Source organism: Luteimonas lutimaris, assembly GCF_039537065.1.
GTDB classification, from domain to species: domain Bacteria; phylum Pseudomonadota; class Gammaproteobacteria; order Xanthomonadales; family Xanthomonadaceae; genus Luteimonas; species Luteimonas lutimaris.
The window spans coordinates 299,218-320,210 of record NZ_BAAAZU010000004.1 but is presented as its reverse complement, the minus strand read 5'-3'; the positions used below and the strand labels follow the sequence as shown (position 1 = coordinate 320,210).

Annotated in this window: 23 protein-coding genes and 1 tRNA gene; 5 read left to right on the top strand and 19 right to left on the bottom strand. The window is 69.6% G+C overall.

The window, feature by feature from the left end:
- The first annotated feature begins 213 nt into the window (after positions 1–213).
- From ABD679_RS05565 to ABD679_RS05555, 3 genes are all read left to right on the top strand, one after another.
- A complete protein-coding gene (locus ABD679_RS05565) occupies positions 214–1,206 on the top strand; it encodes an RluA family pseudouridine synthase (RefSeq protein ID WP_344758960.1) in 993 nt (330 codons plus the stop codon).
- A gap of 240 nt (positions 1,207–1,446) precedes the next feature.
- Positions 1,447–1,728, top strand: coding sequence for a hypothetical protein (locus ABD679_RS05560; protein WP_344758959.1), 282 nt, complete (start codon positions 1,447–1,449; stop codon positions 1,726–1,728).
- Positions 1,729–1,970: 242 nt separating this feature from the next.
- Positions 1,971–2,183: a hypothetical protein gene (locus ABD679_RS05555; RefSeq protein WP_344758958.1), complete on the top strand. Its 213-nt coding sequence runs from the start codon at positions 1,971–1,973 to the stop codon at positions 2,181–2,183.
- 44 nt (positions 2,184–2,227) lie between these two features.
- Here ABD679_RS05555 and ABD679_RS05550 read toward each other — a convergent pair.
- The 19 genes from ABD679_RS05550 to ABD679_RS05460 all read right to left on the bottom strand — a co-directional run bounded on the left by ABD679_RS05550 (position 2,228) and on the right by ABD679_RS05460 (position 18,721).
- A tRNA-Leu gene (locus ABD679_RS05550) sits at positions 2,228–2,314 on the bottom strand.
- Between the two features lie 32 nt (positions 2,315–2,346).
- On the bottom strand, positions 2,347–2,799 hold the full coding sequence (locus ABD679_RS05545) for a DUF2214 family protein (RefSeq protein WP_344758957.1): 453 nt from the start codon (positions 2,797–2,799) through the stop codon (positions 2,347–2,349).
- Between the two features lie 283 nt (positions 2,800–3,082).
- Positions 3,083–3,931, bottom strand: a complete 849-nt coding sequence (locus ABD679_RS05540) for a c-type cytochrome (protein WP_344758956.1) — start codon at positions 3,929–3,931, stop codon at positions 3,083–3,085.
- Entirely contained in the window at positions 3,928–6,450 is a 2,523-nt protein-coding gene (locus tag ABD679_RS05535) for an MtrB/PioB family outer membrane beta-barrel protein (RefSeq protein WP_344758955.1), read from the bottom strand. Before ABD679_RS05535 ends, ABD679_RS05540 begins: the two co-directional genes overlap by 4 nt.
- A 12-nt stretch (positions 6,451–6,462) precedes the next feature.
- A complete protein-coding gene (locus ABD679_RS05530; RefSeq protein WP_344758954.1) occupies positions 6,463–7,545 on the bottom strand; it encodes a DmsE family decaheme c-type cytochrome in 1,083 nt (360 codons plus the stop codon).
- A gap of 143 nt (positions 7,546–7,688) precedes the next feature.
- Positions 7,689–8,372, bottom strand: a complete 684-nt coding sequence (locus ABD679_RS05525) for a TetR/AcrR family transcriptional regulator (protein WP_344758953.1) — start codon at positions 8,370–8,372, stop codon at positions 7,689–7,691.
- Between the two features lie 53 nt (positions 8,373–8,425).
- On the bottom strand, positions 8,426–9,022 hold the full coding sequence (locus ABD679_RS05520; protein WP_344758952.1) for a cysteine dioxygenase family protein: 597 nt from the start codon (positions 9,020–9,022) through the stop codon (positions 8,426–8,428).
- Between the two features lie 227 nt (positions 9,023–9,249).
- Positions 9,250–10,365 carry a homoserine O-acetyltransferase MetX gene (gene metX, locus ABD679_RS05515; protein ID WP_344758951.1) on the bottom strand — a complete coding sequence of 372 codons (1,116 nt, stop codon included), beginning with the start codon at positions 10,363–10,365 and terminating at the stop codon, positions 9,250–9,252.
- Between the two features lie 88 nt (positions 10,366–10,453).
- On the bottom strand, positions 10,454–11,467 hold the full coding sequence (locus ABD679_RS05510) for a tetratricopeptide repeat protein (protein WP_344758950.1): 1,014 nt from the start codon (positions 11,465–11,467) through the stop codon (positions 10,454–10,456).
- A complete protein-coding gene (locus tag ABD679_RS05505) occupies positions 11,467–11,910 on the bottom strand; it encodes a cytochrome c-type biogenesis protein (RefSeq protein WP_425561856.1) in 444 nt (147 codons plus the stop codon). The genes ABD679_RS05510 and ABD679_RS05505 overlap by 1 nt, the downstream gene beginning before the upstream one ends.
- 14 nt (positions 11,911–11,924) lie before the next feature.
- A complete protein-coding gene (locus tag ABD679_RS05500) occupies positions 11,925–12,497 on the bottom strand; it encodes a DsbE family thiol:disulfide interchange protein (RefSeq protein WP_425561850.1) in 573 nt (190 codons plus the stop codon).
- Positions 12,494–14,458: a heme lyase CcmF/NrfE family subunit gene (locus ABD679_RS05495; protein WP_344758949.1), complete on the bottom strand. Its 1,965-nt coding sequence runs from the start codon at positions 14,456–14,458 to the stop codon at positions 12,494–12,496. Before ABD679_RS05495 ends, ABD679_RS05500 begins: the two co-directional genes overlap by 4 nt.
- The gene (gene ccmE / locus ABD679_RS05490; protein ID WP_344758948.1) at positions 14,458–14,943 is read right to left on the bottom strand and encodes a cytochrome c maturation protein CcmE; all 486 of its coding nucleotides are present in this window, start codon (positions 14,941–14,943) and stop codon (positions 14,458–14,460) included. Before ccmE ends, ABD679_RS05495 begins: the two co-directional genes overlap by 1 nt.
- On the bottom strand, positions 14,940–15,119 hold the full coding sequence (gene ccmD, locus ABD679_RS05485) for a heme exporter protein CcmD (protein ID WP_344758947.1): 180 nt from the start codon (positions 15,117–15,119) through the stop codon (positions 14,940–14,942). Before ccmD ends, ccmE begins: the two co-directional genes overlap by 4 nt.
- The gene (gene ccmC, locus ABD679_RS05480; protein ID WP_344758946.1) at positions 15,116–15,865 is read right to left on the bottom strand and encodes a heme ABC transporter permease CcmC; all 750 of its coding nucleotides are present in this window, start codon (positions 15,863–15,865) and stop codon (positions 15,116–15,118) included. The genes ccmD and ccmC overlap by 4 nt, the downstream gene beginning before the upstream one ends.
- A 220-nt stretch (positions 15,866–16,085) precedes the next feature.
- Positions 16,086–16,529, bottom strand: a complete 444-nt coding sequence (gene azu, locus ABD679_RS05475; RefSeq protein ID WP_344758945.1) for an azurin — start codon at positions 16,527–16,529, stop codon at positions 16,086–16,088.
- Positions 16,530–16,685: 156 nt separating this feature from the next.
- Positions 16,686–17,372, bottom strand: coding sequence for a heme exporter protein CcmB (ccmB, locus tag ABD679_RS05470; RefSeq protein WP_344759139.1), 687 nt, complete (start codon positions 17,370–17,372; stop codon positions 16,686–16,688).
- Positions 17,373–17,472: 100 nt separating this feature from the next.
- Complete coding sequence (gene ccmA / locus ABD679_RS05465; protein WP_344758944.1) at positions 17,473–18,117, bottom strand: heme ABC exporter ATP-binding protein CcmA; 645 nt, start codon at positions 18,115–18,117, stop codon at positions 17,473–17,475.
- Positions 18,118–18,217: 100 nt separating this feature from the next.
- Positions 18,218–18,721: a DUF3293 domain-containing protein gene (locus ABD679_RS05460; protein WP_344758943.1), complete on the bottom strand. Its 504-nt coding sequence runs from the start codon at positions 18,719–18,721 to the stop codon at positions 18,218–18,220.
- Between the two features lie 95 nt (positions 18,722–18,816).
- Between ABD679_RS05460 and ABD679_RS05455 the strand changes: the two genes are divergently transcribed.
- Positions 18,817–19,968 carry a pyridoxal phosphate-dependent aminotransferase gene (locus ABD679_RS05455; RefSeq protein WP_344758942.1) on the top strand — a complete coding sequence of 384 codons (1,152 nt, stop codon included), beginning with the start codon at positions 18,817–18,819 and terminating at the stop codon, positions 19,966–19,968.
- 133 nt (positions 19,969–20,101) lie between these two features.
- The gene (locus ABD679_RS05450; protein WP_344758941.1) at positions 20,102–20,911 is read left to right on the top strand and encodes an amidohydrolase; all 810 of its coding nucleotides are present in this window, start codon (positions 20,102–20,104) and stop codon (positions 20,909–20,911) included.
- Positions 20,912–20,993: the final 82 nt, after the last annotated feature.

Below are 20,993 nucleotides of genomic sequence, written 5' to 3'. Positions count from 1 at the left end.
CCGGCTTCTGACTGGCCGGGCTTGGTTCGGGGCCGATGGGCCGTCGCTGTTAACATCAATGCCCCGGGGGCAGTGGTGCCGCGCGGACCTATCCGTGGGAAGGTGGGCTTTCGGCCCGGTATGTCGCCTGCCGGACAACCGGCAGGCGGCGGTAACTCCCCGCGAAATCAGAACCTTACCTCGCATCGCGAGTGTATCAGACCAAGAGAGCCGATGGCCCATTCAGATTCCCGGTCCACTCCGGCCCGAGCGCAGGGCGATGCCGGCGGTGGCGTGCGCCTGGTGCGCGTGCCGGACGACCGCGCCGGCCAGCGGCTGGACAACTTCCTGCTCGGCCAGCTCAAGGGCGCGCCCCGGTCGCTGGTCTACAAGATCGTGCGCAGCGGTCAGGTGCGCGTGAACGGCGGCCGGGCGAAGGCCGAGACGCGGCTGGAGGGCGGCGACGAGGTCCGCATTCCGCCCGTGCGTCTCACTCAGCCGGGCGACGCTGGCACGCCGGGCAAGGGGCTGCTCGATGCGATGGCCGCCAGCATCGTGTTCGAGGATGCGCGGCTGCTGGCGATCAGCAAGCCTTCCGGCGTGGCCAGCCATGGCGGCAGCGGGATCAGCTTCGGTGTGATCGAGACCCTGCGCGCGCTGCGGCCGCAGCAGTCGCTGGAACTGGTGCATCGCCTTGACCGCGACACCTCCGGCCTGATGGTGGTGGCCAAGAAGCGCTCGGCGCTGACCGAGCTGCAGGCGCTGATGCGCGAAGACCACGGCGCCGGCCTGCGCAAGCGCTACCTGGCGCTGCTGTCCGGGCGGATGCCCGACGGCGTGATGAGCGTCGACGCGCCGCTGCATGTCGGCCTGCGCCAGGGCGGCGAGCGCCACGTGCAGGTCAACGATGCCGGCAAGGTGTCGCTGAGCCATTTCCGGGTGCTGGAACGCCGCGGCGGGCATTCCTACTGCGAGGTGCGGATCGAGACCGGCCGCACCCACCAGATCCGCGTGCACGCCCAGCACATCGGCCATCCGGTGGCCGGCGACGACAAGTATGGTGATCCGGACGTCAACCGGCGCCTGCGCGAGCAGGTCGGGCTCAAGCGTTTGTTCCTGCACGCCGCATCGCTGGAGTTCGCGCTTGACGACGGGCGCACGCCCTACGTGCTCAATGCGCCACTGGCGCCGGAGCTGGTGGCGGTGCTGGACCGGCTGGGCGGCTGAAGCGCGGGGTCGCACGGCCGCGGACTTTTCGATGCGGTCCTGCCGGATTGCCTGCGGGACCCTTCCTTGACCGGTTTCGCTGCGACCGTACATGCGGTGTATTCGCGACAGCCGGTGTGGTGGCGGGCATGCGGCGGTGTGTCGTTTCCAGATGCGGTTTCGATTGCCACGTCAACGCGCGGCGACGCCGGCGCGTTGTCATGTGGCCGCGGCAGTGCCGCGTCCGTAAAGGAGAACGACATGGAACGACCGATTGCATGCCTGCTTGCGGCGGCGCTGGGACTGGCGACGCTGCCGGCAGCGGCCGACTTTTCATTCCGCTTCGGCAATGCGGTGGTGGCGACGGGCGACAGTCCCGCTACCGTGATCCGCAAGGCGGGACGCCAACCGGACCGCATCGTGCGGCTGGAAAACCGCCGCGGCGCGGCGGTGGGCGAACGCTGGGAGTACTACCTCGACGACAAGCAGGTCAATTTCGAGATCCGCAATGGCCGCGTCGTGGACATCCAGGAGCTGCGCTAGACCCCGCATCGCCCGCGGGCCGGGGGTCGGGTCCGTCCCGGCAATGCCGTGTAGGGATTTCCCTACACGAACCGGGGGCATTGCCCGACTGTTTCGGCCTGCCGCCCGCGCCAAGCTTGTCGTGCCCCGGCGGCCCGCCCATGCGATGGCATTGGATGCTGCTCTGCAACGGAACACGGGTGCGACCCTGAGCAAGTCGTGACGCCGGGCCGGGGCACCTTCTTCAGCGCATGGAGTGTGAGATGGAACGCCACTTGCTCAGCGTCAGGCCCGACCGCGGCGGTTGGGTGCTGCTCGACGGCGACCACGCGATCGAATGGTTCCATACCCGCGAGGGCGCCGTGGCCATCGGCGAGGTCAAGGCCTACGCGCTCTACCACTGGACCGGCATCCCGAGCGCGCTGACGGTCTACGTGGACGACACGGTGAGCATGACCGAGGCGCAGTTCGGGTAGCGGCATTGGCGCACGAAAAAGCCGCGCATGGGCGCGGCTTGTCGTGGTGCCGAAGGTGGGACTCGAACCCACACGGTTTTAAGGCCGGCGGATTTTGAGTCCGCTGCGTCTACCGATTCCGCCACTCCGGCGCGGGGCGCGAATTATAGCGGATGGCCGGAGCTCAGAATCCGCCGTAACGGGCCATGGCGGCGGCGAGGAGGAAGATCACGCCCACCAGGGCCAGTTCGAAGCGGACGATGCGGTGCAGGCCGCAGACCTCGACCGTCGTGGGCAGGAAGCCGGGGTCGGCCTTCAGTGCCTTGCGCCAGCGCAGGAAGCGCAGGGTGGGCCAGATCGAGAGTACGCCGGCAAGCAGGTAGGCACCCAGCTTGGCGTGGAACCACGGGTTGTGCAGGTAGAAGTCCTCACCCTTGATGCCGTGGAAGACGCGCAGCAGGCCGACCACGAGCAGCAGGACGGCGACGGCGCCGTAGCCGCGATCGATGCCGCCCAGTTTTGCCAGCACGCCGGCATCCATGCGGCCGCGGAGCAGCACGGACTGGGTGACGAGCATTGAGACCAGGCCGAAGACCAGGACGTGGTGCAGGGCCGCGAGGGAGAGATCGGTGAGCATGGGCGTCGCTCGCGTCGGGGGGAGTGGCGAGGTTAGCAACGCACACGTGCGCGGCGAGGTGCCGCAAGTCACTGCATGCCCCCGATCCGGTATTCAGGCGGAGCGATGGGCGCGGTAGCCCCGGAAAACGTGCGCTTGATTGTTATTCCGGCGAATGCGGAAACCCGCGGGGCTGGCCATCGTCCGTGGTCCCTTCTGCTGGGTCCCCGATTCAGGGGGTAGCTTCCGCGACCGCGTGATTGATCGAATGCGGGCTGGCCGGACATCGCCCGCGGTCGTCGCTTCAGTGCGCGGGCGGCAGCGACGACAGCCACGCGGCCAGCGCCTGGATGCTGTCGTCGTCCAGCCGGTGGCCGATGCCGGTCATGATGAAGTCCGTGGTCGAGTCGTCCATCGCGCCGTCGCGGTATTCGCCGAGCTTGGTCTGCAGGTACATCGCCTGCTGTCCGCGCAGCGCAGGCCATGCGGCGTAGGGGGTGTGGCCGCTGCTGTCGGCGCGCCGCGCGTCTGCGTGGCCGCGTGCGTCGACGCCGTGGCAGCCCTGGCAGGGCGGGATGCCCTTGGCCGGGTCGCCGGTGAGGTAGAGCTGTTCGCCGCGCTGCAGCAGGGCGGGATCGGCCGGTTCGGCTTCAGCGTCGGGATCGGCGGGCGCGGGCGTCGGCGCCAGGCCGGCGTAGTAGACCGCCAGGTCGCGCATGTCCTCATCGCTCAGGTCGGCGACCAGCGGGGACATCGGCGAATCCGGCGAGCGCTTGAATTCCACCAGCTGCCAGTACAGGAAGTCCGCGTGCTGGCCGGCGAGATTGGGAAAGGCGGGTGCGATCGAGATGCCCTGCGGGCCGTGGCAGGCGGCGCAGACTTCGGCCTTGGCCTGGCCGGCCGCGACGTTGCCGGTGATCGGCCGGGCGCGACGCAGGTCGACGTAGTCGTTGTCGGCCTTTGCGGCCGGCGCGTCTTCCGCTTCCGGCCCGGTTGCCGTTTCGGTTTCCGCGACCTGTTCCTGGACCTGCGCGTCCTGGACCTGCGCGGCCTCCGCGTCGGCCGGTGCCGGCGCCTCCTGCGCAAGCGCGATGGCGAAGACGCTGACGGTGCAGGCGGCAAGGACGGCAAGCAGTTGGCGTGCGCCCGTCATAGCTGCATCTCCAGCAGGGCGCCGACCATGTTGACGCTGTAGTTCTCCGGTCCGCCGTCGGTGTAGACGCGGTGGTCGTAGACCTGGCCGTCCTCGAAGCCGACGTAGTGCCAGTCGAACAGGCGCCCGCGCTGGTAGCGGTCGAACAGGCGCAGCGTCACGCGACGATGGAGCGGGATCGTCAGGCCGACGGTGAGTGCATTGGTGCGGTAGATCATCGGCTGGAACTGCCCTGTCAGCAGCGGGTCCAGCGCCGGCAGTGTCAGGGCGCCGTCCGAGTTGTAGCGGTAGCCGGTGGTGCCGCGCGAATAGCTCCAGTCCCAGGCCGCATCCAGGGTGAACCTGCCCAGGCGCTGGGTCAGGTTGGCGCCGGCGTAGTGGTTGCGCTGGCGGTCGTCGATCCACCAGCGGTTGGCCTCGGGGTAGGTGGGGCCGCCGAGCGTGGGATCGGCTTCCAGTGCCAGGTCATTGACGTTGGCGATGTCGAGGTCGGAGCGGTCGTAGCCGTACCAGGCGCTGGTGACGGTGGCGGGCGAGGGCTGCCACTCCCACTGCAGGCTGCCGCCGACAGTGTCGTAGCCGCGCCTGCCGAGGGTGGCGTCGTAGTCGTTCCAGTCGCCGCGCACCGAGGCGTAGACCGTCATCTCGCGCGGCAGGATGAAGGTCGCCATCAGGTCGACCTTGTTCTGCGTGCGGCGGCCGACGTCGTACTTGCGCAGCGCCGAGACGGTGTGCGCGACTTCCTCGCCGGTGTAGCCGGGCAGCGCGGCGGAGAAGGTGAATTCGTACGGGTCGTAGTCGTATTCGCTGCCGGTGCGCTTGAGGAGGGTGTAGTTGGCGCGGAAGGTCAGCCAGTCGAGCGCGCGGTTGTGCCAGCTGAGCTTGATCGAATTGTCGCGGGTGGTCGCGACCTCGCGATGGGTGCGCTCGGTGCGCTCGAAGGTGTAGGTCGCGCCGAGCGTGTTCTTCTCGCCCAGGCGCCAGTCGCCGCCGAACGACAGTTGGTGCAGCTCGCGGTCCAGCGGCAGGTTGCGGATGCGGGTCGGCGCGCCGGGGCTGAACACCGGATCCCAGATGCCGGCCTCGCCGGGCACCACGCTGCCCTGCGAACCGTTCTCGGCCGGATAGCCCCACTGGCCCGTGAGCGGGTTGTACATCCAGTAGGTGCCGTCGTAGTCCTCGCGCTGGTACTTCGCGTTCGCGCGCCAGGTGACGGCGGCCGTCGGCTGCAGCACCACGCGCGCGTCGACCATCTGCGAGTCGATGCCCAGGTCTGCGCGCTGGCGCGAGAGCGCAGCCGGGGTGTTCCAGTTGGCGCAGTCGAACAGCGCGCCGGGGATGCCGGCGATGCCGAACTGGCCCTGGCAGGTCATGGGCGCAACGATGTGGTCGTTCTGGCTCATCCGGCCACCGCTGGCGGTGAGCGAGAAGTCGCCGTTCCAGGCGATCTTGCGGCTGAAGCTCGCGCGCAGGTGGTGGTAGTCGTTGTCCGGCTCGTACGAGAACTGGCCCAGGGTGAGCGCGGGCGACACCAGCCCGGGCACCACCGGCGACAGGCCGAACGGCACCTCGTAGTCGAACGCCCCGTTGGCGTGGCGGAAGAACGAACCCGAATAGCTGAAATCCATCCGCCACACGTTGCCGGCAAAGCGCATGCCGCCGTTGAAGTTGAGCGTGCTGTCGTCGACCGGGCGCGGGATCTCGTAGACGCCGCCGTTGTTGGCAAAGGGGTAGTTGAAGAAGAACGGCCCGCCGAACGCACGCGCGCCTTCGCGGCTTTCGTGGCTGGCGTTGGCGTAGGCGGTCCAGCGGCGGTCGAACATGTAGGTGATGCCGACGCCCTGCTTCTGGCGCACCACGGTCAGCAGTCGCTCGGGCTGCGCGGCCGAGACCGCGGCGACCTGCGCCGACGTGCTGCCGGCCGGGACAAGGCCGTCCTTCAGCGTGAGATGGTTGCTGCCGACGCCGTTCCAGATCGAGCGTGCGTTGCCGCTGGTGATGTTCGGCTGGCTGCGCGCGAATGCCTGCACCCGGTATTTCCCGGCGCGGCCGAACACGGCGCGCACGTACTGGCTGTCATCGGCGATGTGGCTGGCGCGCAGGTCGAAGTAGCTGCCGTCGGCGGCCTTTTCGAAGCGCAGGTCGGCGCCGACATGGATGCCGTCGTCCCAGTTGGAGAAGCGGCGCCAGTCCATGTTGTTCTCGTCGCCCCACACGCCGATGTAGCCGAGCGTGACCGAGCCGCGGTGGCGCCAGTCGCCGTCGCCGGAAAACGCCGGCCACGCCGGCGGGCAGCGATAAAGGAAGCCGGTAGGCGTGCGCTTGCGCTGCGCGGTAAGCCAGGTGGCGCCGTCGGGATCGCAGGCGAGCACGGCGGTGCCGCCGCTGGGATCCAGCGCGTTGCCGAACTGCAGGTCCGTTCCCAGGCCCGAGTCCTGGGCGAGTGCCGCCGGTGCCGCGAGCAGCGCCGCGGACAGCAGCGACAGCTGCAGGACGGTCTTGCGTTCGCGCTTGCGCATCGCCGTGCCTCCCTACTTGTGGAACCGCGGGCCTGCCGGGTTGTTGGAGCCGTGGATCTGCGAATGGCAGGTCAGGCAGCCGCGGCCCATCAGGCGTTCGTCCGGTGCCATGCCGTTGGCGAGCATCTGCTCGTTGAACATGTCGTTGGGATGGCGCGTGTGCGAATGGCACTGCTGGCACAGCATCGGCACCGGCGCGACCAGCAGCGCGTGCTGGTTGGAGCCGTGCGGGGTGTGGCAGTTCAGGCAGTTCTCGCGCACCGGCGCGTGTTCGAACAGGAACGGGCCGCGCTTCTCGGCGTGGCACTGGTAGCAGGTCTCGTTGACGGTGTCGGTCTTGAGCAGGGCGGTGTTGATGGTGCCGTGCGGGTTGTGGCAGTCGACGCAGGCCATCTGGCCTTCGGGCAGCGGCATGTGCGAGCGGCGGTTGAACTGCTGGCGGATGTCCTTGTGGCAGGTCGCGCAGGTCTGGTTGATCGAATCCTGTGCCTGCAACCCCTCGGCCGAGAACTGCGCCATCGGGTTGTGGCAATCGCTGCACGAGAGCTGGTTGCGCTGGTGGATCGAACCCAGCCAGTGGTCGCGTGGACCGCCTGCGTGGCAGCCCATGCAGGCGCCGGCCTGGGTTTCGACCGGAGTGCCGCCGTCGTGGGTGAAGGCGATGATCGCGCCGGGCTGCTCAGGTGCCTGCGCGTGCACCGAACCGGGGCCGTGGCAGGCCTCGCAGGTGGGGGTGTCGGGATTGGCGGTGAAGGCCACCTGCATGCCAAGCGCATGCGTGGTGTGGGCGAAGGTGTCGCTTTCGCGGCTGTGGCAGGCGGTGCAGACCTGCTGCCCGACGGGCTTGGCGTCGGGCGCCTGCGGGTTGCGTGCCAGCGGCGCGTCGGCGAAGCCGGGTGCATCGACGAATGCGTGCACGGCCTGCGGGTTTTCGCTGCCGAAGTGGGTCGGCGGCAGGTGGTAGGGATTGGCCGGGTCCTGCGCTGCGGTGCCTGCGGTGTCCTGCGCCGGTGCCGAGGCGGATATGGGCGCGAATGAAGCCGCGACCGCAAGAACGCCGGCCGTGGCTACGCCAATCAACAGGAAGATCCGCATCGCTCCGTCCCCATGCGCCTGGCTGGCCGATTGCTGGCTTGCCGCAGGGCGTAATCCTCGTTACGTGGAGGTTGCACGGCCCGGCCAGCCGCGTCAACCCCGGCAGGCGCGGACAAAGCGGGTAACGCGGGAAACGGGCGCTGTCAGCGCGGCAGTGCGCCGTGCAGGAACAGATCGACGGCCGCGCGCGCTTCCTCGCGGGCGACGGTGATGTCCGGGTTGGCCAGGTTGCCGCTGGCCACGCGGATCATCAGCTCGCCGAAGATCATCATGAAGAACTGGCTGGACGCGATCGCCGGTGCGCGCAGCGACAGGCGGCCCGCGGCGATCTCGTTTTCCAGGTAGTCGGTGAGGATCCCCTGCGCGGGCATCACCGCGTGGCTGAAGAACCAGTCGCGCAGCTCGGGGAAGTCCTTGCCTTCACCGATCACGATGCGGTGCAGCAGCAGCGACTCGCGGCTGACGCTGGCTTCCAGGATGCTTTCGCCGACCTGCAGCAGCGCGGCCTCGGGCGGCAGGCCCGACAGGCTCAGGTCCTGCAGGCGTGCGGTGACCACGGCCATGTGGCGTTCGATGATCGCGTGCGCCAGGCCTTCCTTGTCGCCGAACACGCGGTAGAGCGTGGACAGCGAGCCGCCCGCGCGGCCGACGATCTCGCCCAGCGAGGCGCGGCGGTAGCCCTTTTCGATGAAGGCGTCGGTCGCGGCATCGAGGAAACGCTCGGTGCGCAGTTCGCCGCGCTTGCACAGCTCGACGTCGGGCCGCGTGCGGAACGGGGCCGGCGTCCGCCTGGGCGACGGGGACGGTGGAACGGGGGTTTTGGACATCGGGGCGGGGTCGTTGCGCGGGTGGGAGCCGCGCCACCGCGGCGGGGCGGTGGTCAGGAGGGGGCGTTGTCGGTCTTCAACGCGCTGTCCGTGCGCAGGAACCATTCGCCCGAGTGCGGCTGGAATTTCGAACAGCACTCCATTGCCGCCTTGTAGATGTGCAGCGAGATCGCGACCGTGTCGCCGCTGGCATTGGTGATGGTGTGGTACTCGTGCGGCGGGATCAGGCTGCCGGCACTGCCGGGGCCGGCGTGCATGCCGCCGGCGGCGCGGAAGCGGAAGCGCTCGCCGTCGCTTTCAAGCAACTCGTACTGGGTGATCTCCAGCTCGCCGTCCCACACGCCCTCGACGCACCACAGGCCGCAGTGGTCGTGGATCGGCGTGCCCTGGCCGGGCGCCCACGTCATCGCGACCACGCTGTAGCCGTGTTCGGGGCTGCGGTAGAGCTCGCGGCGGGCGTAGTGGTCGTCGATCGGCTCGAACACGGAGTCGGGCAGCTGCACTTCGCGGTCGCGGATCAGCGCGCACATGCTGTTGCGCAGCGCGGCGGTGACCGCGTGCTCGTCGCCCTGCGCGATCGCGGCATCGACGGCGGCGATCAGCTTGTCGCGGCCGGGAAAGGCAAGGTCGGGGAGGGCGGCAGTGTTCATCGCGGCCATTCTAGCGCGTGCCAGCGCGGTGGATCTGCCGGGGTGGCGGAACCCGCCAGGAGGCGCTTCCGGGGCGTGCGGAGGGGCGGTTTCCCGCGGATTCCACCCTGCATGTGCCTGTGCCTGTGGAGTGTGGGAGCGGCCATGGCCGCGATGGGCTGGTGGACTTCCTCATCGCGGCCATGGCCGCTCCCACAACTGCAGCGACAGGCTTGGTGCGGGGTGGCCTACAGCGCGTCGAGGAAGCCGGAAACGGCGGGGCCGAAGCGGTCGAAGTCGACCAGGAACGCGTCATGGCCCTGCGGCGACTCCAGCGGCAGGAAGTGCGCCTCCGCACCGCCCGCGCGCAGGCCGTCGGCGATCTGCTGCTGCTGCTGCAGCGGGAACAGGATGTCGGTGTGCACGCCGATCGCCAGCGCCTTCTCCACCCGGATGCGCGCCAGGCCCTGGTCGGTGGTGCCGCCGCAGGATTCACCGATGTCGTACCAGTCCATCGAGCGACTCAGATACAGATAGCAATTGGGGTCGAAGTTGCGCACGAAGCGGCGCGCGTGGCCTTCGAGGTAGCTTTCGACCTCGAACTCCAGCCCGAACGGGTCCTCGCCGTCGCGGCGGTCCGAATCCAGCCGCACGCGGCCGAAGCGGCCGTCCCACTCCAGCGCCGAGCGGTAGGTGATCACGCCCAGCTTGCGCGCCATGCGCATGCCGCTTTCGGGATAGCGGTCGTCGTCGTAGTTGCCTTCGTTCCATGCCGGATCGAGGCGGATGGCTTCGCGCTGCAGCGAACGGATCGCGATCGAGAACGGTAACGCGCGGGCGGCGCCGGAGATGTTGACGTGGGCGCGCGCGATGCCCGGGTGGCGGGCGAGGAGGGCCAGCGCGTTCATGCCGCCCATCGAGTTGCCGATCACGCAGGCCAGGCGCTCGATGCCCAGCGCGCGGACGACGGCGTGCGCCGCTTCAGCCGCGTCCTCGACCGACAATTCTGGGAATGCCAGCCGGTACGGCTCGCCGCTGCGCGGGTCGATCGAGGCCGGGCCGGTCGAGCCCTTGCAGCTGCCCAGCGCGTTGACGCAGACCACGTGCCAGCGGTCGGTGTCGATGGGCTTGCCCGGCCCGAGCATCGCCTCCCACCAGCCGGGTGCGGGATTGTCCGGGCTTGACGCCGCATGCGCGTCGGGCGACAGGCCGGGAAGGATCAGGATGCTGTTGTCGCCGGCCGCGTTCGGCGTTCCCCAGGTCTCGTAGGCGATGCGCGCGTCGCGCAGGTCGCCGCCGCGTTTCATCGGAAACGGGGACGGCAGGTCGATCCAGCGCGTGCCGGGCGGGATGAATTCGGTCATGCGCGCCAGTGTAGCGGGGCGGCGCTTCTGGATGATCCCGCGGGCGGCCTGGCAGGAGCGGCTGAAGCCGCTCGCGCACGAGCGGGTTTCATTTCCCGCCGATGACGAGTTCGATGGTGTCGGTCGCCGGCAGCTTCACCCGCACCGGCTTCGATTCGAGGTCGCCGTCCTGGCGCATTGCCTCGCCGCTGCTGGACAGGCGCGCGAACACTTCGACCTCCTGCAGCGCGGACAGCTTCTGCGTTGGCATCGGGCTGTCGTCGTCGTCGAGGGTGACCGTCATCGGCAGGTCCTGCAGCGGGTGCTTCTCGGCGGCGACCGGCATTGGCGGGCCGTCCGGGATGCGGGCGATGACGAAGACGCTGGCGTCGCCGCGCAGGCGCACGCGCGAGGCGAAGTCGGGGTCGAGCGAGACCTTCACCGTCAGCGCGTTGGCCGATCGTGCCGCCGCGCCGGGTGGTGGCGCGGGCAGCGGCTCCAGCCCGGCGTCCCTGCGCGCAGCGTCGATCTGCACGCGCAGGGTGTTGGCGGTGGCCGGGTCGACCTGCGCAAGCAGTGGTTCCCAGGTTTCCGCCGCTTCGGCGGACTGGCCTTCCTGCCGCTGCCAGACGCCGAGGAACCAGCGCGCGCGCTGATGCTCCGGCTGCAGTTCGAGCGCGTGGCGCAGCATCGCGACGGCTTCGTCGTCGATGCGCTTGTCCTTGTCGGCGAACAGGCGCGCCTGCGCCGTCTGCACCAGCAGGTCGGGGTTGTCGGGGTCGAGCTTGAGCGCACGCGCGTAGGCGTCGCGCGCTTCGGCGCGGCGATCGAGCATTTCGTACGAGCGTCCGAGCAGCTGCCAGCCGTCGGCGCGGCCGGGATCGCGCTGCAGCTGCGCTTCGAGCTGCGCCACGGCCTCTTCCATCGTCCGCGGGGTGGGCGCCGCGGCGGGCGCGTCGATCGCCGCCGGCGTGCCGACCAGCCGGTACAGTCCCAGCGCCGCCACGGCGAAGGCGAGCACGCCCGCCAGCGCCACGCCGCGCGATTCGCGCCAGAGCGGCCACAGCACGACGGCAAGCACGACGATCGTCAGCGCGGCGGCGATTGCAACGAACAGCGCCATCACCACTCCTGGTCTTCAACGGGGGCGGGGACTTCGCGCCGCGAACGCGCGCGCACCACGCGCGCCACCACGATGCCGCCGCCGAGCAGCAGCAGCGCGGGGCCGAACCACAGCAGCCAGGTCGAGGGCTCCACGGCCGGCTTGTAGCGCACGAACTCGCCGTAGCGCGCGACCAGGAAGGCGACGATCTCGTCGTCGGACTTGCCCTGGTGCATCAGGTCCAGCACCTCGCGGCGCAGGTCGTGCGCGATCTGGGCGTTGGAATCGGCCAGCGACTGGTTCTGGCACATCACGCAGCGCAGCTCGCTGGTCAGGTCGTGGAAGCGCGCTTCCTCGGCGGCGTCGCTGAACTGCAGCGGGGTGGGATCGCCCGCGGCCTGCGCGAACACCGGGCCGGCGTGTGCCAGCAGCATGCCGAGCGCCAGCGTCCACGCGACGGCCAGCAGCATGGCGCGGCTCACTGGCCGGCCTCCAGCTGGTCCAGCAGCGGCACCAGTTCGCCGTCGATGATCGCGTCGTCCACGGCGCCGACGTGCTTCCAGCGCACGATGCCCCGCGCGTCGACGAGGAAGGTTTCCGGCGCGCCGTAGATGCCCCAGTCGATGGCCGCGCGGCCGTCGCGGTCGGCCAGCACCAGCATGTAGGGGTTGCCGAACTGCTCCAGCCAGCGCAGGGCGTCCTCGGGCTCGTCCTTGAGGTTGTAGCCGATCACGCGCACGCGCTTGGTCAGGGCGAAGCGGGTCAGCACCGGGTGTTCGACGCGGCATTCGGGGCACCAGCTGCCCCAGACGTTGAGCACGTAGGGCGTGCCGAGCAATTCCTTCGAGGTCACCATGTGCCCGGCTTCGTGCAGCAGCGGCAGCGCGAATTCCGGCGCCGGCTTGCCGATCAGCGGCGAGGGCAGGGCCTCGCGGTCGGCGCGGTCGGAATGCTGCACGCCGTAGAACATCAGCGCCAGGAAGCCGAGGAACACCACGGCGCCGATGACCAGGCCAACGCGGGAGCGGCGCGGTGCGGAGGGCGCGTTCACGCGCGCTGCTCCGTAGTCGTGGCTTGCGCGGGCTTCGCGCGGAAGCGCCGGTCGAGCGCGGTGACGAAGCCGCCCAGCGCCATCAGCGCCGCGCCCAGCCAGATCCAGCGCACGAACGGCTTGATGTGGACGCGCACCGCCCACGCGCCGTTGGCGCGGTCCGGGTCGTCGGCCGCACCCAGCGGCTCGCCGAGCGCGACGTAGACGTCGCCGAACACGCCGGAATGGATGCCGGCCTCGGTCATCACCTGGCCACCGCTGGCATAGGCGCGCTTTTCCGGATGCAGCAGCGTCACCGGCTTGCCGTCGCGCAGCACCTGCACGTGGCCGAGGTCGGAGACGTAGTTGGGGCCCTGGGTTTCCTCGACGCCCTCGAAGCGGAAGGCGTACTTGCCCACCTCGACCGTCTGTCCCGGCACCAGTGGCAGCTCGCGCTGCATGTTCTGCGCCTCGACCAGCAGCGCGCCGACCAGGAACACGGCGATGCCGGTGTGCGCCAGCGTCATGCCGAGCATTTCGGGCGTGAAGCGGCGGCCATTGCCGTTGAACCGCGTCCACGCGAAGCGCGCCGTGCCCAGCAGCACCCACGCCGAGCCCGCCACGCCGGCGGCGGTCTTCAGCGGTCCCTGTGGCGCGGTGAAGTACGCCACCGCGCCCAGCACCAGCGCGAGGATCGCCCAAGGCGCCAGCATGGCCAGCGGCTTCGACGGCTGCTCGCGCTGCCACCTGGTCAGCGGACCGAACGGCAGCAACAGCACCAGCGGCGTCATCAGCAGCACGAACAGGAAACCGAAGTAGGGCGGGCCGACCGAGATCTTGCCCAGGTCCAGCGCATCGGCCAGCAGCGGGTACAGCGTGCCCAGCAGCACCATGCCGCAGGCGCTGACCAGCAGCAGGTTGTTGGCCAGCAGCAGGGTTTCGCGCGAACTGGCGGCGAACGGCGCGCCTTCCTCGAAGCGCGGCGCGCGCAGCGCATACAGCAGCAGCGAGCCGCCGACCACGATCGCCAGGAAGATCAGGATGAACAGTCCGCGCGCGGGATCGGCCGCGAACGCATGCACGCTGGTCAGCACGCCCGAGCGCACCAGGAACGTGCCCAGCAGCGACAGCGAGAACGCCGCGATCGCCAGCAGCACCGTCCAGCCGCGGAAGCTGCCGCGCTTCTCGGTGACCGCCTGCGAATGCAGCAGCGCCGCGCCCACCAGCCACGGCATGAAGCTGGCGTTCTCGACCGGGTCCCAGAACCACCAGCCGCCCCAGCCCAGCTCGTAGTACGCCCACCACGAGCCGATCGCGATGCCGAGCGTCAGGAACCCCCAGGCGACGTTGGTCCACGGCCGCGTCCAGCGCAGCCAGCGCGCGTCCATGCGGCCGTCGATCAGCGCCGCGACCGCGAACGCGAACGGGACCACGAAGCCCACGTAGCCCAGGTACAGCATCGGCGGATGGATGATCATCCCCGGGTCCTGCAGCAGCGGGTTGAGGTCGCGGCCTTCGGCCACCGCGGGCAGCAGGCGCGCGAACGGGTTGGACGTGAAGATCAGGAACGAGAGAAAGCCCACGCTCACCAGCCCCATCACCCCCAGCACGCGCGCGACGACCTCGTCGGGAAGCTTGCGCGAGAACTCGGCCACCGCGCCCGTCCAGCCTGCCAGGATCAGCGCCCACAGCAGCAGCGAGCCTTCGTGCGACCCCCACACGGCGGTGTAGCGGTAGATGACCGGCAGCAGGGAGTTCGAATTCTCCGCGACGTAGCGCACCGAGAAGTCCTGCATCACGAACGACACCGTCAGCACCAGGAACGCGCACAGCACCAGCAGCAGCTGCGCGAATGCCGCCGGGCGCGCCACCGACATCCACGACGTCCTGCCGCGCTGCGCGCCGGCCAGCGGCAGCGTCGCCTGCAGCAGCGACACCAGCAGCGCCAGGACCAGCGCGACCTGTCCGATCTCGGGGAGCATCAGGGAGCGTCCGCCGCCGCGTCGGCAGGCGTCTGCACGCCGTGCTTCTGGTGCGCCAGGCCCATCTTGTCGGCCACTTCCTTGGGCACGTAGGTTTCGTCGTGCTTGGCCAGCACCTGTTCGGCGACGAACGTGTCGCCGCGCATGTGGCCGGTCGCGACCACCGCCTGGTTCTCGCGGAACAGGTCGGGGAGGATGCCGGTGTAGCTCACCGGCAGTTGCGCGTCGCCGTCGGTGACCGCGAACCGCACTTCCATCGAGCCTTCCTCGCGCTTGAACGAATGCTCGGCCACCATGCCGCCAAGCCGGAACTTGGCCGTGCCTGCCGACACCGCCTCGCCGGCCTGCCCGCCCAGCACCTCGGCCGGCGTGTACAGATAGGCGACATTGCGCTGCAGGGCCAGCGCGACCAGGGTCACGGCAATCGCGGAAGCGACCACCAGCGCGGCGATCATCCAAAGGCGGCGCTTGCGGATCGGATTCATCGTGGCAGTTCGCCCGCGGGCGCCTCGGAAGCGGAGGATGCAGCGGCCCGGCGCGCGGCCAGCAGGCGCGCGGACCGCAGGAGCTGGCGGATGCGCAGGCGCGGGACGACGTAGTCCCACAGCAGCACCGCGGCGAAGACCGCGTAGGCGGCGGTAACGTAGTCGCGGTAGCTCATTGCGGCGCCTGCCCGAGTTTGCGCACCCAGTCCTTGCCGGATTCGCGCCACAGGTTGTCGGCGCGCGCGCGCGCCAGCAGCGAGCCGATGAACCACACGTGGGTGCCGATCACCATCGCCCACAGCGGCGGCAGCATGCTCGGGTCCATCTTCGATTCGCCCAGCAGGCTGATCGTCTGGCCCTGGTGCAGCGAGTTCCACCAGTCCACCGAGTAGCGGATCACCGGCAGCAGCGCCACCCCGACGATCGCCAGCAGGCCGGCGGCGCGCGCGGCGGCGCGACGGTCGTCGATCGCGTGGTACAGGCCGATCACGCCCAGGTACAGGAACAGCAGGATCAGCTCGGTGGTCAGGCGCGGATCCCAGTCCCACCACGTGCCCCACATCGGCTTGCCCCAGATCGAGCCGGTGGCGAGCGTGATGAGGGTGAAGCCGGCGCCGATCGGCGCGCAGGCCATGGCCAGGATCTCGCACAGCTTGATCCGCCACACCAGCGCGACCGCCGCGTACGCGGCCATCAGGCCGAACACCGCCAGGCTCATCCACGCACTGGGCACGTGCACGTAGAGGATGCGGAAGCTGTCGCCCTGCTGGTAGTCGGCGGGGGCCACGAACAGGCCCTGCCAGATGCCCCACGCCATCACCAGCAGGCCGATCCCGTAGGCCCACGGCGCCCAGCGCGCGGCGAAGCGGTCGAAATAGGGGGGCGAACCGAGTTGGTGGAACCAGCGGACGACGGGGTTCATGGGAAACGGTTCAACTCGGCAACGGACAGCGGGATGCAGTCACTGCCGGGGCCGGCCGGCGGCTCCGCGGGCGTGCCCGGCTCCCGGCGAAACCGGTCGCGACAGCAACGCGCAAGGATAGCAGCCACCCCGTATGAAGACACGCCGCCGTGCCCGGCGGACGGGCGCGGCGGCGCGCGGAAGAGCGGCATGGCGCGAAGCACGTCCGCGCCACGGCGGATCAGGGAACCAGGGTGATCGTGCCCTTCATCAGCGCCGAATGGCCCGGGAAGCTGCAGAAGAACGAATAACCGTCGCCCAGCTTGGCCACCGGCACGGTGAACGAGGTGCTTTCGCCGCCGCCGACCACCTTGCTGTGCGCGACCACGCGCGCGTCGTCGGGCTTGATGTAGTCGGCCGCGAGCCCGGCCTTCATGCCGTCGGCGTCAATGCCCTTCATGTCGTCGGTCTTGGCGATGACGACGTTGTGACCCATGACGTTCTTGGCCATCTTGCCGGTGTGCTTGAGGTTGATGGTGAAGGTCTTGCAGCTCTTGCTGATGTCGATGTTCGACACGTTGTATTTCATCGCATCGTTGCCCTCGATGTCGGCCGAGCAGGTGGCCGCGAAGGCGGACGGGGCGAGCGCGAGGAACGCGGCAGCGACAAGGAATCTACGGATCATGGAAGCACCTCGTGGGATCGGTGAACGTGGAAGGAGGACGACGGATGCGGGCGATAATAGCAATTACACTCTGCCGCAGCCGTGAAGGCCGGCGAAGCTTCGCGCGGCCACGGGGGCAAGCCTAGGCCCTGCGCCCGCCGCCGTCCTTGACCTGCCTCAAGCGTGGGCGATGCGCAGCGCGGCCGCAGTGGCCAGCGGCGCCAGCACCAGCGCAAGCGCCAGCCCGGCGCCGAGGTAGAGCAGGCCGCCCGAGGGATCCAGCCCCTGCGCGCTGGCCGCCACGCTGCCGGCGCAGAACACCAGCACCGGCACGTACAGCGGCAGCGCCAGCAGCGCGACAAGGATGCCGGAGCGGCGCATGCCCACGGTCAGCGCGGCGACGACCGCGCCGATCAGGCTCAGCAGCGGGGTGCCCAGCAGCAGCGTGGCCAGCAGCACAGGCAGCTGCGCGCGCGGCAGGTACAGCAGTTCGGCCAGCAGCGGCGCGAACACGATCAACGGCAGCGCGGTGGTGGCCCAGTGGGTCAGCGTGCGCACCAGCACCAGCCAGGCCAGCGGCACGGGCGCCAGCATCCACTGTTCCAGCGAACCATCCTCCGCATCGCCGCGGAACAGAGTGTCCAGGGCCAGCAGGCCGGACAGCAGCACCGCCACCCACAGCACGCCCGGCGCGACCTTCGCCAGCGTCGCCGGCTCGCTGCCCAGTGCGAGCGCGAACAGCACGATCACCAGCAGCGCGAACAGCGCCGGCTGCAGGGCATCGCCGCGGCGGCGCCAGAGCAGGCGCAGGTCGCGGACGACGAGGGCCCTGGCGGCGGGCCAGATCACGGGCGCTGGCTCCAGCCGGAAACCCTGTGGGAGCGGCCATGGCCGCGATCGCCTGCCCCGCAAAACCCGTCGCGGCCCTGGCCGCTCCCACAAAGTCCGGCGCGCTCCCTGCGGGTCATGCCGCACGCCCCAGTTCGAGCAGACGCGTGCGCACCGGCGGGGCCGCGTAGGCGCCGTGGGTGGTGACCAGGGCCGCGCCGCCGTCGCGCAGCTGCGACTGGACCATGCGGTTGACCAGTTCGATGCCGTCCAGGTCGAGGTTGGCGTAGGGCTCGTCCAGCAGCCACAGCGGGGCCGGGGACAGCCACAGGCGGGCGAGCGAGAGGCGCTTCTTCTGCCCGGCCGACAGCTGCCGGGCCAAAGTGTCCTCGTGGCCGGCCAGGCCGACCACGGCCATCGCGCCTTCGGGCGACTGGCTGCCGCGGCGGCCGTGCAGGCCGCACAGGAAGTCGAGGTTCTCCAGCGCGGTGAGGTCGGCCTTCAGCGCCGGCAGATGGCCGAGGTAGGCGAGGGTGGCCGCGCGCGTGGCGGGCGTCGTCAGTTCGCCACGGATGGCGATGCCGCCTGCGTCGGCGCGCAGCAGGCCTGCGAGCACCCGCAGCAGCGTGGTCTTGCCGGCGCCGTTGCCGCCCTGCACCAGCAGGGCCTCGCCCGCGGCGACGTCGAAGTCCAGCGGACCGAATACCGGCACGTCGTTGCGCGCGAACGACAGGCCATGGACGGCAAGCAAAGGTGGCTGGGTGGGCGTGGTGCTGGGCATGCAGACGGCCTGGGGCGGATCGCCGGTCGGCAATCGTGCGAAGGCCGCATGCTACCGATTCGAATGCCTGGCATCCAACCGGCGGCGTCCACGCATGCTGCTACCGGTCGTCTTCTTCGCGCAGCCAGTCGATGTGCTCCTCCATGTCGAAACCTGGCGGACACGCGGCATCGACGCGCAGGCGGCCGGCCTTGCCGCGCGTCCACCACAGCGTGCCCAGCTGGCCATGCCGGCGCGAGAGCGCGTCGAAGTCGTCCAGTGCCATGCCGACCACCACCCATCCCGGCTCGCGCCAGCTGCGGTCGGCGGCGGAGCCGAACGCGGGCAGGTATGCCAGCCCGGTCGCGGCCAGTTCCTCGTGAAGCCGGGCGTCGGCTTCGCGGTTGACGGCTTCGCTGCGTTCCACCGATCGGGGATTCCAGGCGGACAGCATCCCGAAGGTGTCGGCCTCGGGATACAGCAGTTCCAGAGCCGGCGCCGGCAGGCCGATGCTCAGGTCGTGCCAGTCGTCGTCGTGCCGCCAGCGGTACACCGCGTCCAGGTAGGCGCGCACGAGTTCGGCGAGGGGTGTGCGGTGTCCGGCGTCGCCATGCGGTGTCGTCATCGCCGTGGTTTATCCCGGTTGCCTGCATCCGTACACTGCCGCGGACGCGAGTGCGTTTTGCGGGTTCTTTTTTCTTTGGAACGGGTCAGGCGAGTATGGCGCAGATCGAAACAAAATTGCCGAAGGTGGGGACGACCATCTTCACCGTCATGTCGCAGCTCGCCGCCGGGCACGGCGCGGTCAACCTCGGGCAGGGATTCCCCGACTTTTCCGTACCCGGGCGTCTGGTGGACGAACTCGACCGCGCCATGCGCGAAGGCCACAACCAGTACCCGCCGATGACCGGCGTGCCTTCGCTGCGAAACGCGATCGCAACGAAGACCGAACGGCTTTACGGCCACCGGCCGGACACGGATGCGGAAATCACCGTCACCAGCGGCGCGACCGAGGCGATCTTCAACGCCATCCACGCCGTCGTGCGTGCCGGCGACGAGGTGATCGTGCTCGACCCGGCCTACGACTGCTACGAACCGGCCATCGACCTGGCCGGCGCGCGCGCGGTGCACGTGCCGCTGGACCCGGCCACGTTCGCGCCCGACTGGCAAAAGGTGAAGGACGCGATTTCGCCGCGGACGCGGATGCTGATGATCAACAGCCCGCACAATCCCTCCGGCGCGATGCTGTCGGCCGCGGACATGGAAACCGTCGCCGGCCTGCTGCGCGACACCGGCATCTTCCTGCTGTCGGACGAGGTCTACGAGCACATCGTCTTCGACGGCGCGCGCCACGAGTCGGCGCTGCGCTACCCGGAGCTGCGCGAGCGCACCTTCGTCATCTCCAGCTTCGGCAAGACCTACCACTGCACCGGCTGGAAGATCGGCTACTGCATCGCGCCGCCGGCACTGTCGGCCGAGTTCCGCAAGGTGCACCAGTACAACGTGTTCTGCACCTTCGCGCCGGCGCAGCATGCGTTTGCCGCGATGCTCGACGCCGAGCCCGAGCATTACGAGCAGCTCGGCGCCTTCTACCAGGCCAAGCGCGACCGCTTCCGCGAACAGCTGCTGGGCACGAAGCTCAGGCCGCTGCCGGTGCCGGGCGGCTACTTCCAGCTGGCCGACTATTCGGCCGTCAGCGACCTTGGCGACTTCGAGTTCTGCCGCTGGCTGACGATCGAGAAGGGTGTTACCGCGATCCCGCTTTCGCCTTTCTACGAAACGCCGCCGTCGGACCAGCGCCTGGTGCGGCTGTGCTTTGCCAAGAACGACGCGACGATGGACGCGGCCATCGAGCGCCTGCAAAAGCTCTGATCCGCGCCCGTTGGCGGCAGCGACTTTTTCGTAGGTGCGGCTTCAGCGGCGAGCTTTTCCCGTCCGAATGCGGATAATCGGGCGAAAAGCTCGCGGCTGAAGCCGCTCCTACAGGATTTCCGGGGCATCGACCATGCAGGATCTGCGCATCTCCCTCGTCCAGGGCGCCACCCGCTGGCACGACCCGGCCGCAAACCGCGACTACTACGGCGAACTGGTCGCGCCGCTGCGTGGTACCACCGACCTGGTGCTGCTGCCGGAAACCTTCACCAGCGGCTTCAGCAACGACGCCATCGACAGGGCCGAGACCATGGACGACCCCACCGTGGCATGGATGCGCGAGCAGGCCGCGGCGCTCGGGGCAGCGGTCACCGGCAGCCTGCAACTGCGGGCCGAAGCGACGGACGGGCCGGGCGTGTTCAACCGCATGCTCTGGGTCACGCCCGACGGCGAGGTGCGCCACTACGACAAGCGCCACCTGTTCCGCTACGCGCGCGAGCACGAGCGCTATTCGGCCGGCCGCGAGCGGCTGGTGGTGGAGTGGAAGGGCTGGCGGATCAATCCGCTGGTCTGCTACGACCTGCGCTTCCCGGTGTTCGCGCGCAACCGCCATGACGTCGAGCGGCCCGGCGCACTGGATTTCGACCTGCAGCTGTACGTCGCCAACTGGCCTTCGGCGCGCGCCTACGCCTGGAAGACGCTGCTGCGCGCGCGCGCGATCGAGAACCTGTGCTTCGTCGCCGGCCTCAACCGCGTCGGCACCGACGGCAACGGCCTGCATTACTCGGGCGACAGCGCGGTGCTCGATTTTCTCGGCCAGCCGCTGAGCGAATGCAGCGACGAGGAAGTGGTCACCACCACCACGCTGCTGGCCGCCGAACTGCAGGCGCACCGCGAACGCTTCCCGGCGATGCTGGACGGCGACCGATTCACCCTGTTGTAGCCGGCCTTGCCGCCCTCGCTTCGCCTGCAGGAGCGGCGGAAGCCGCCCACCAAGTGCAACCCGGCCCCGGTCGCGGCTTCCG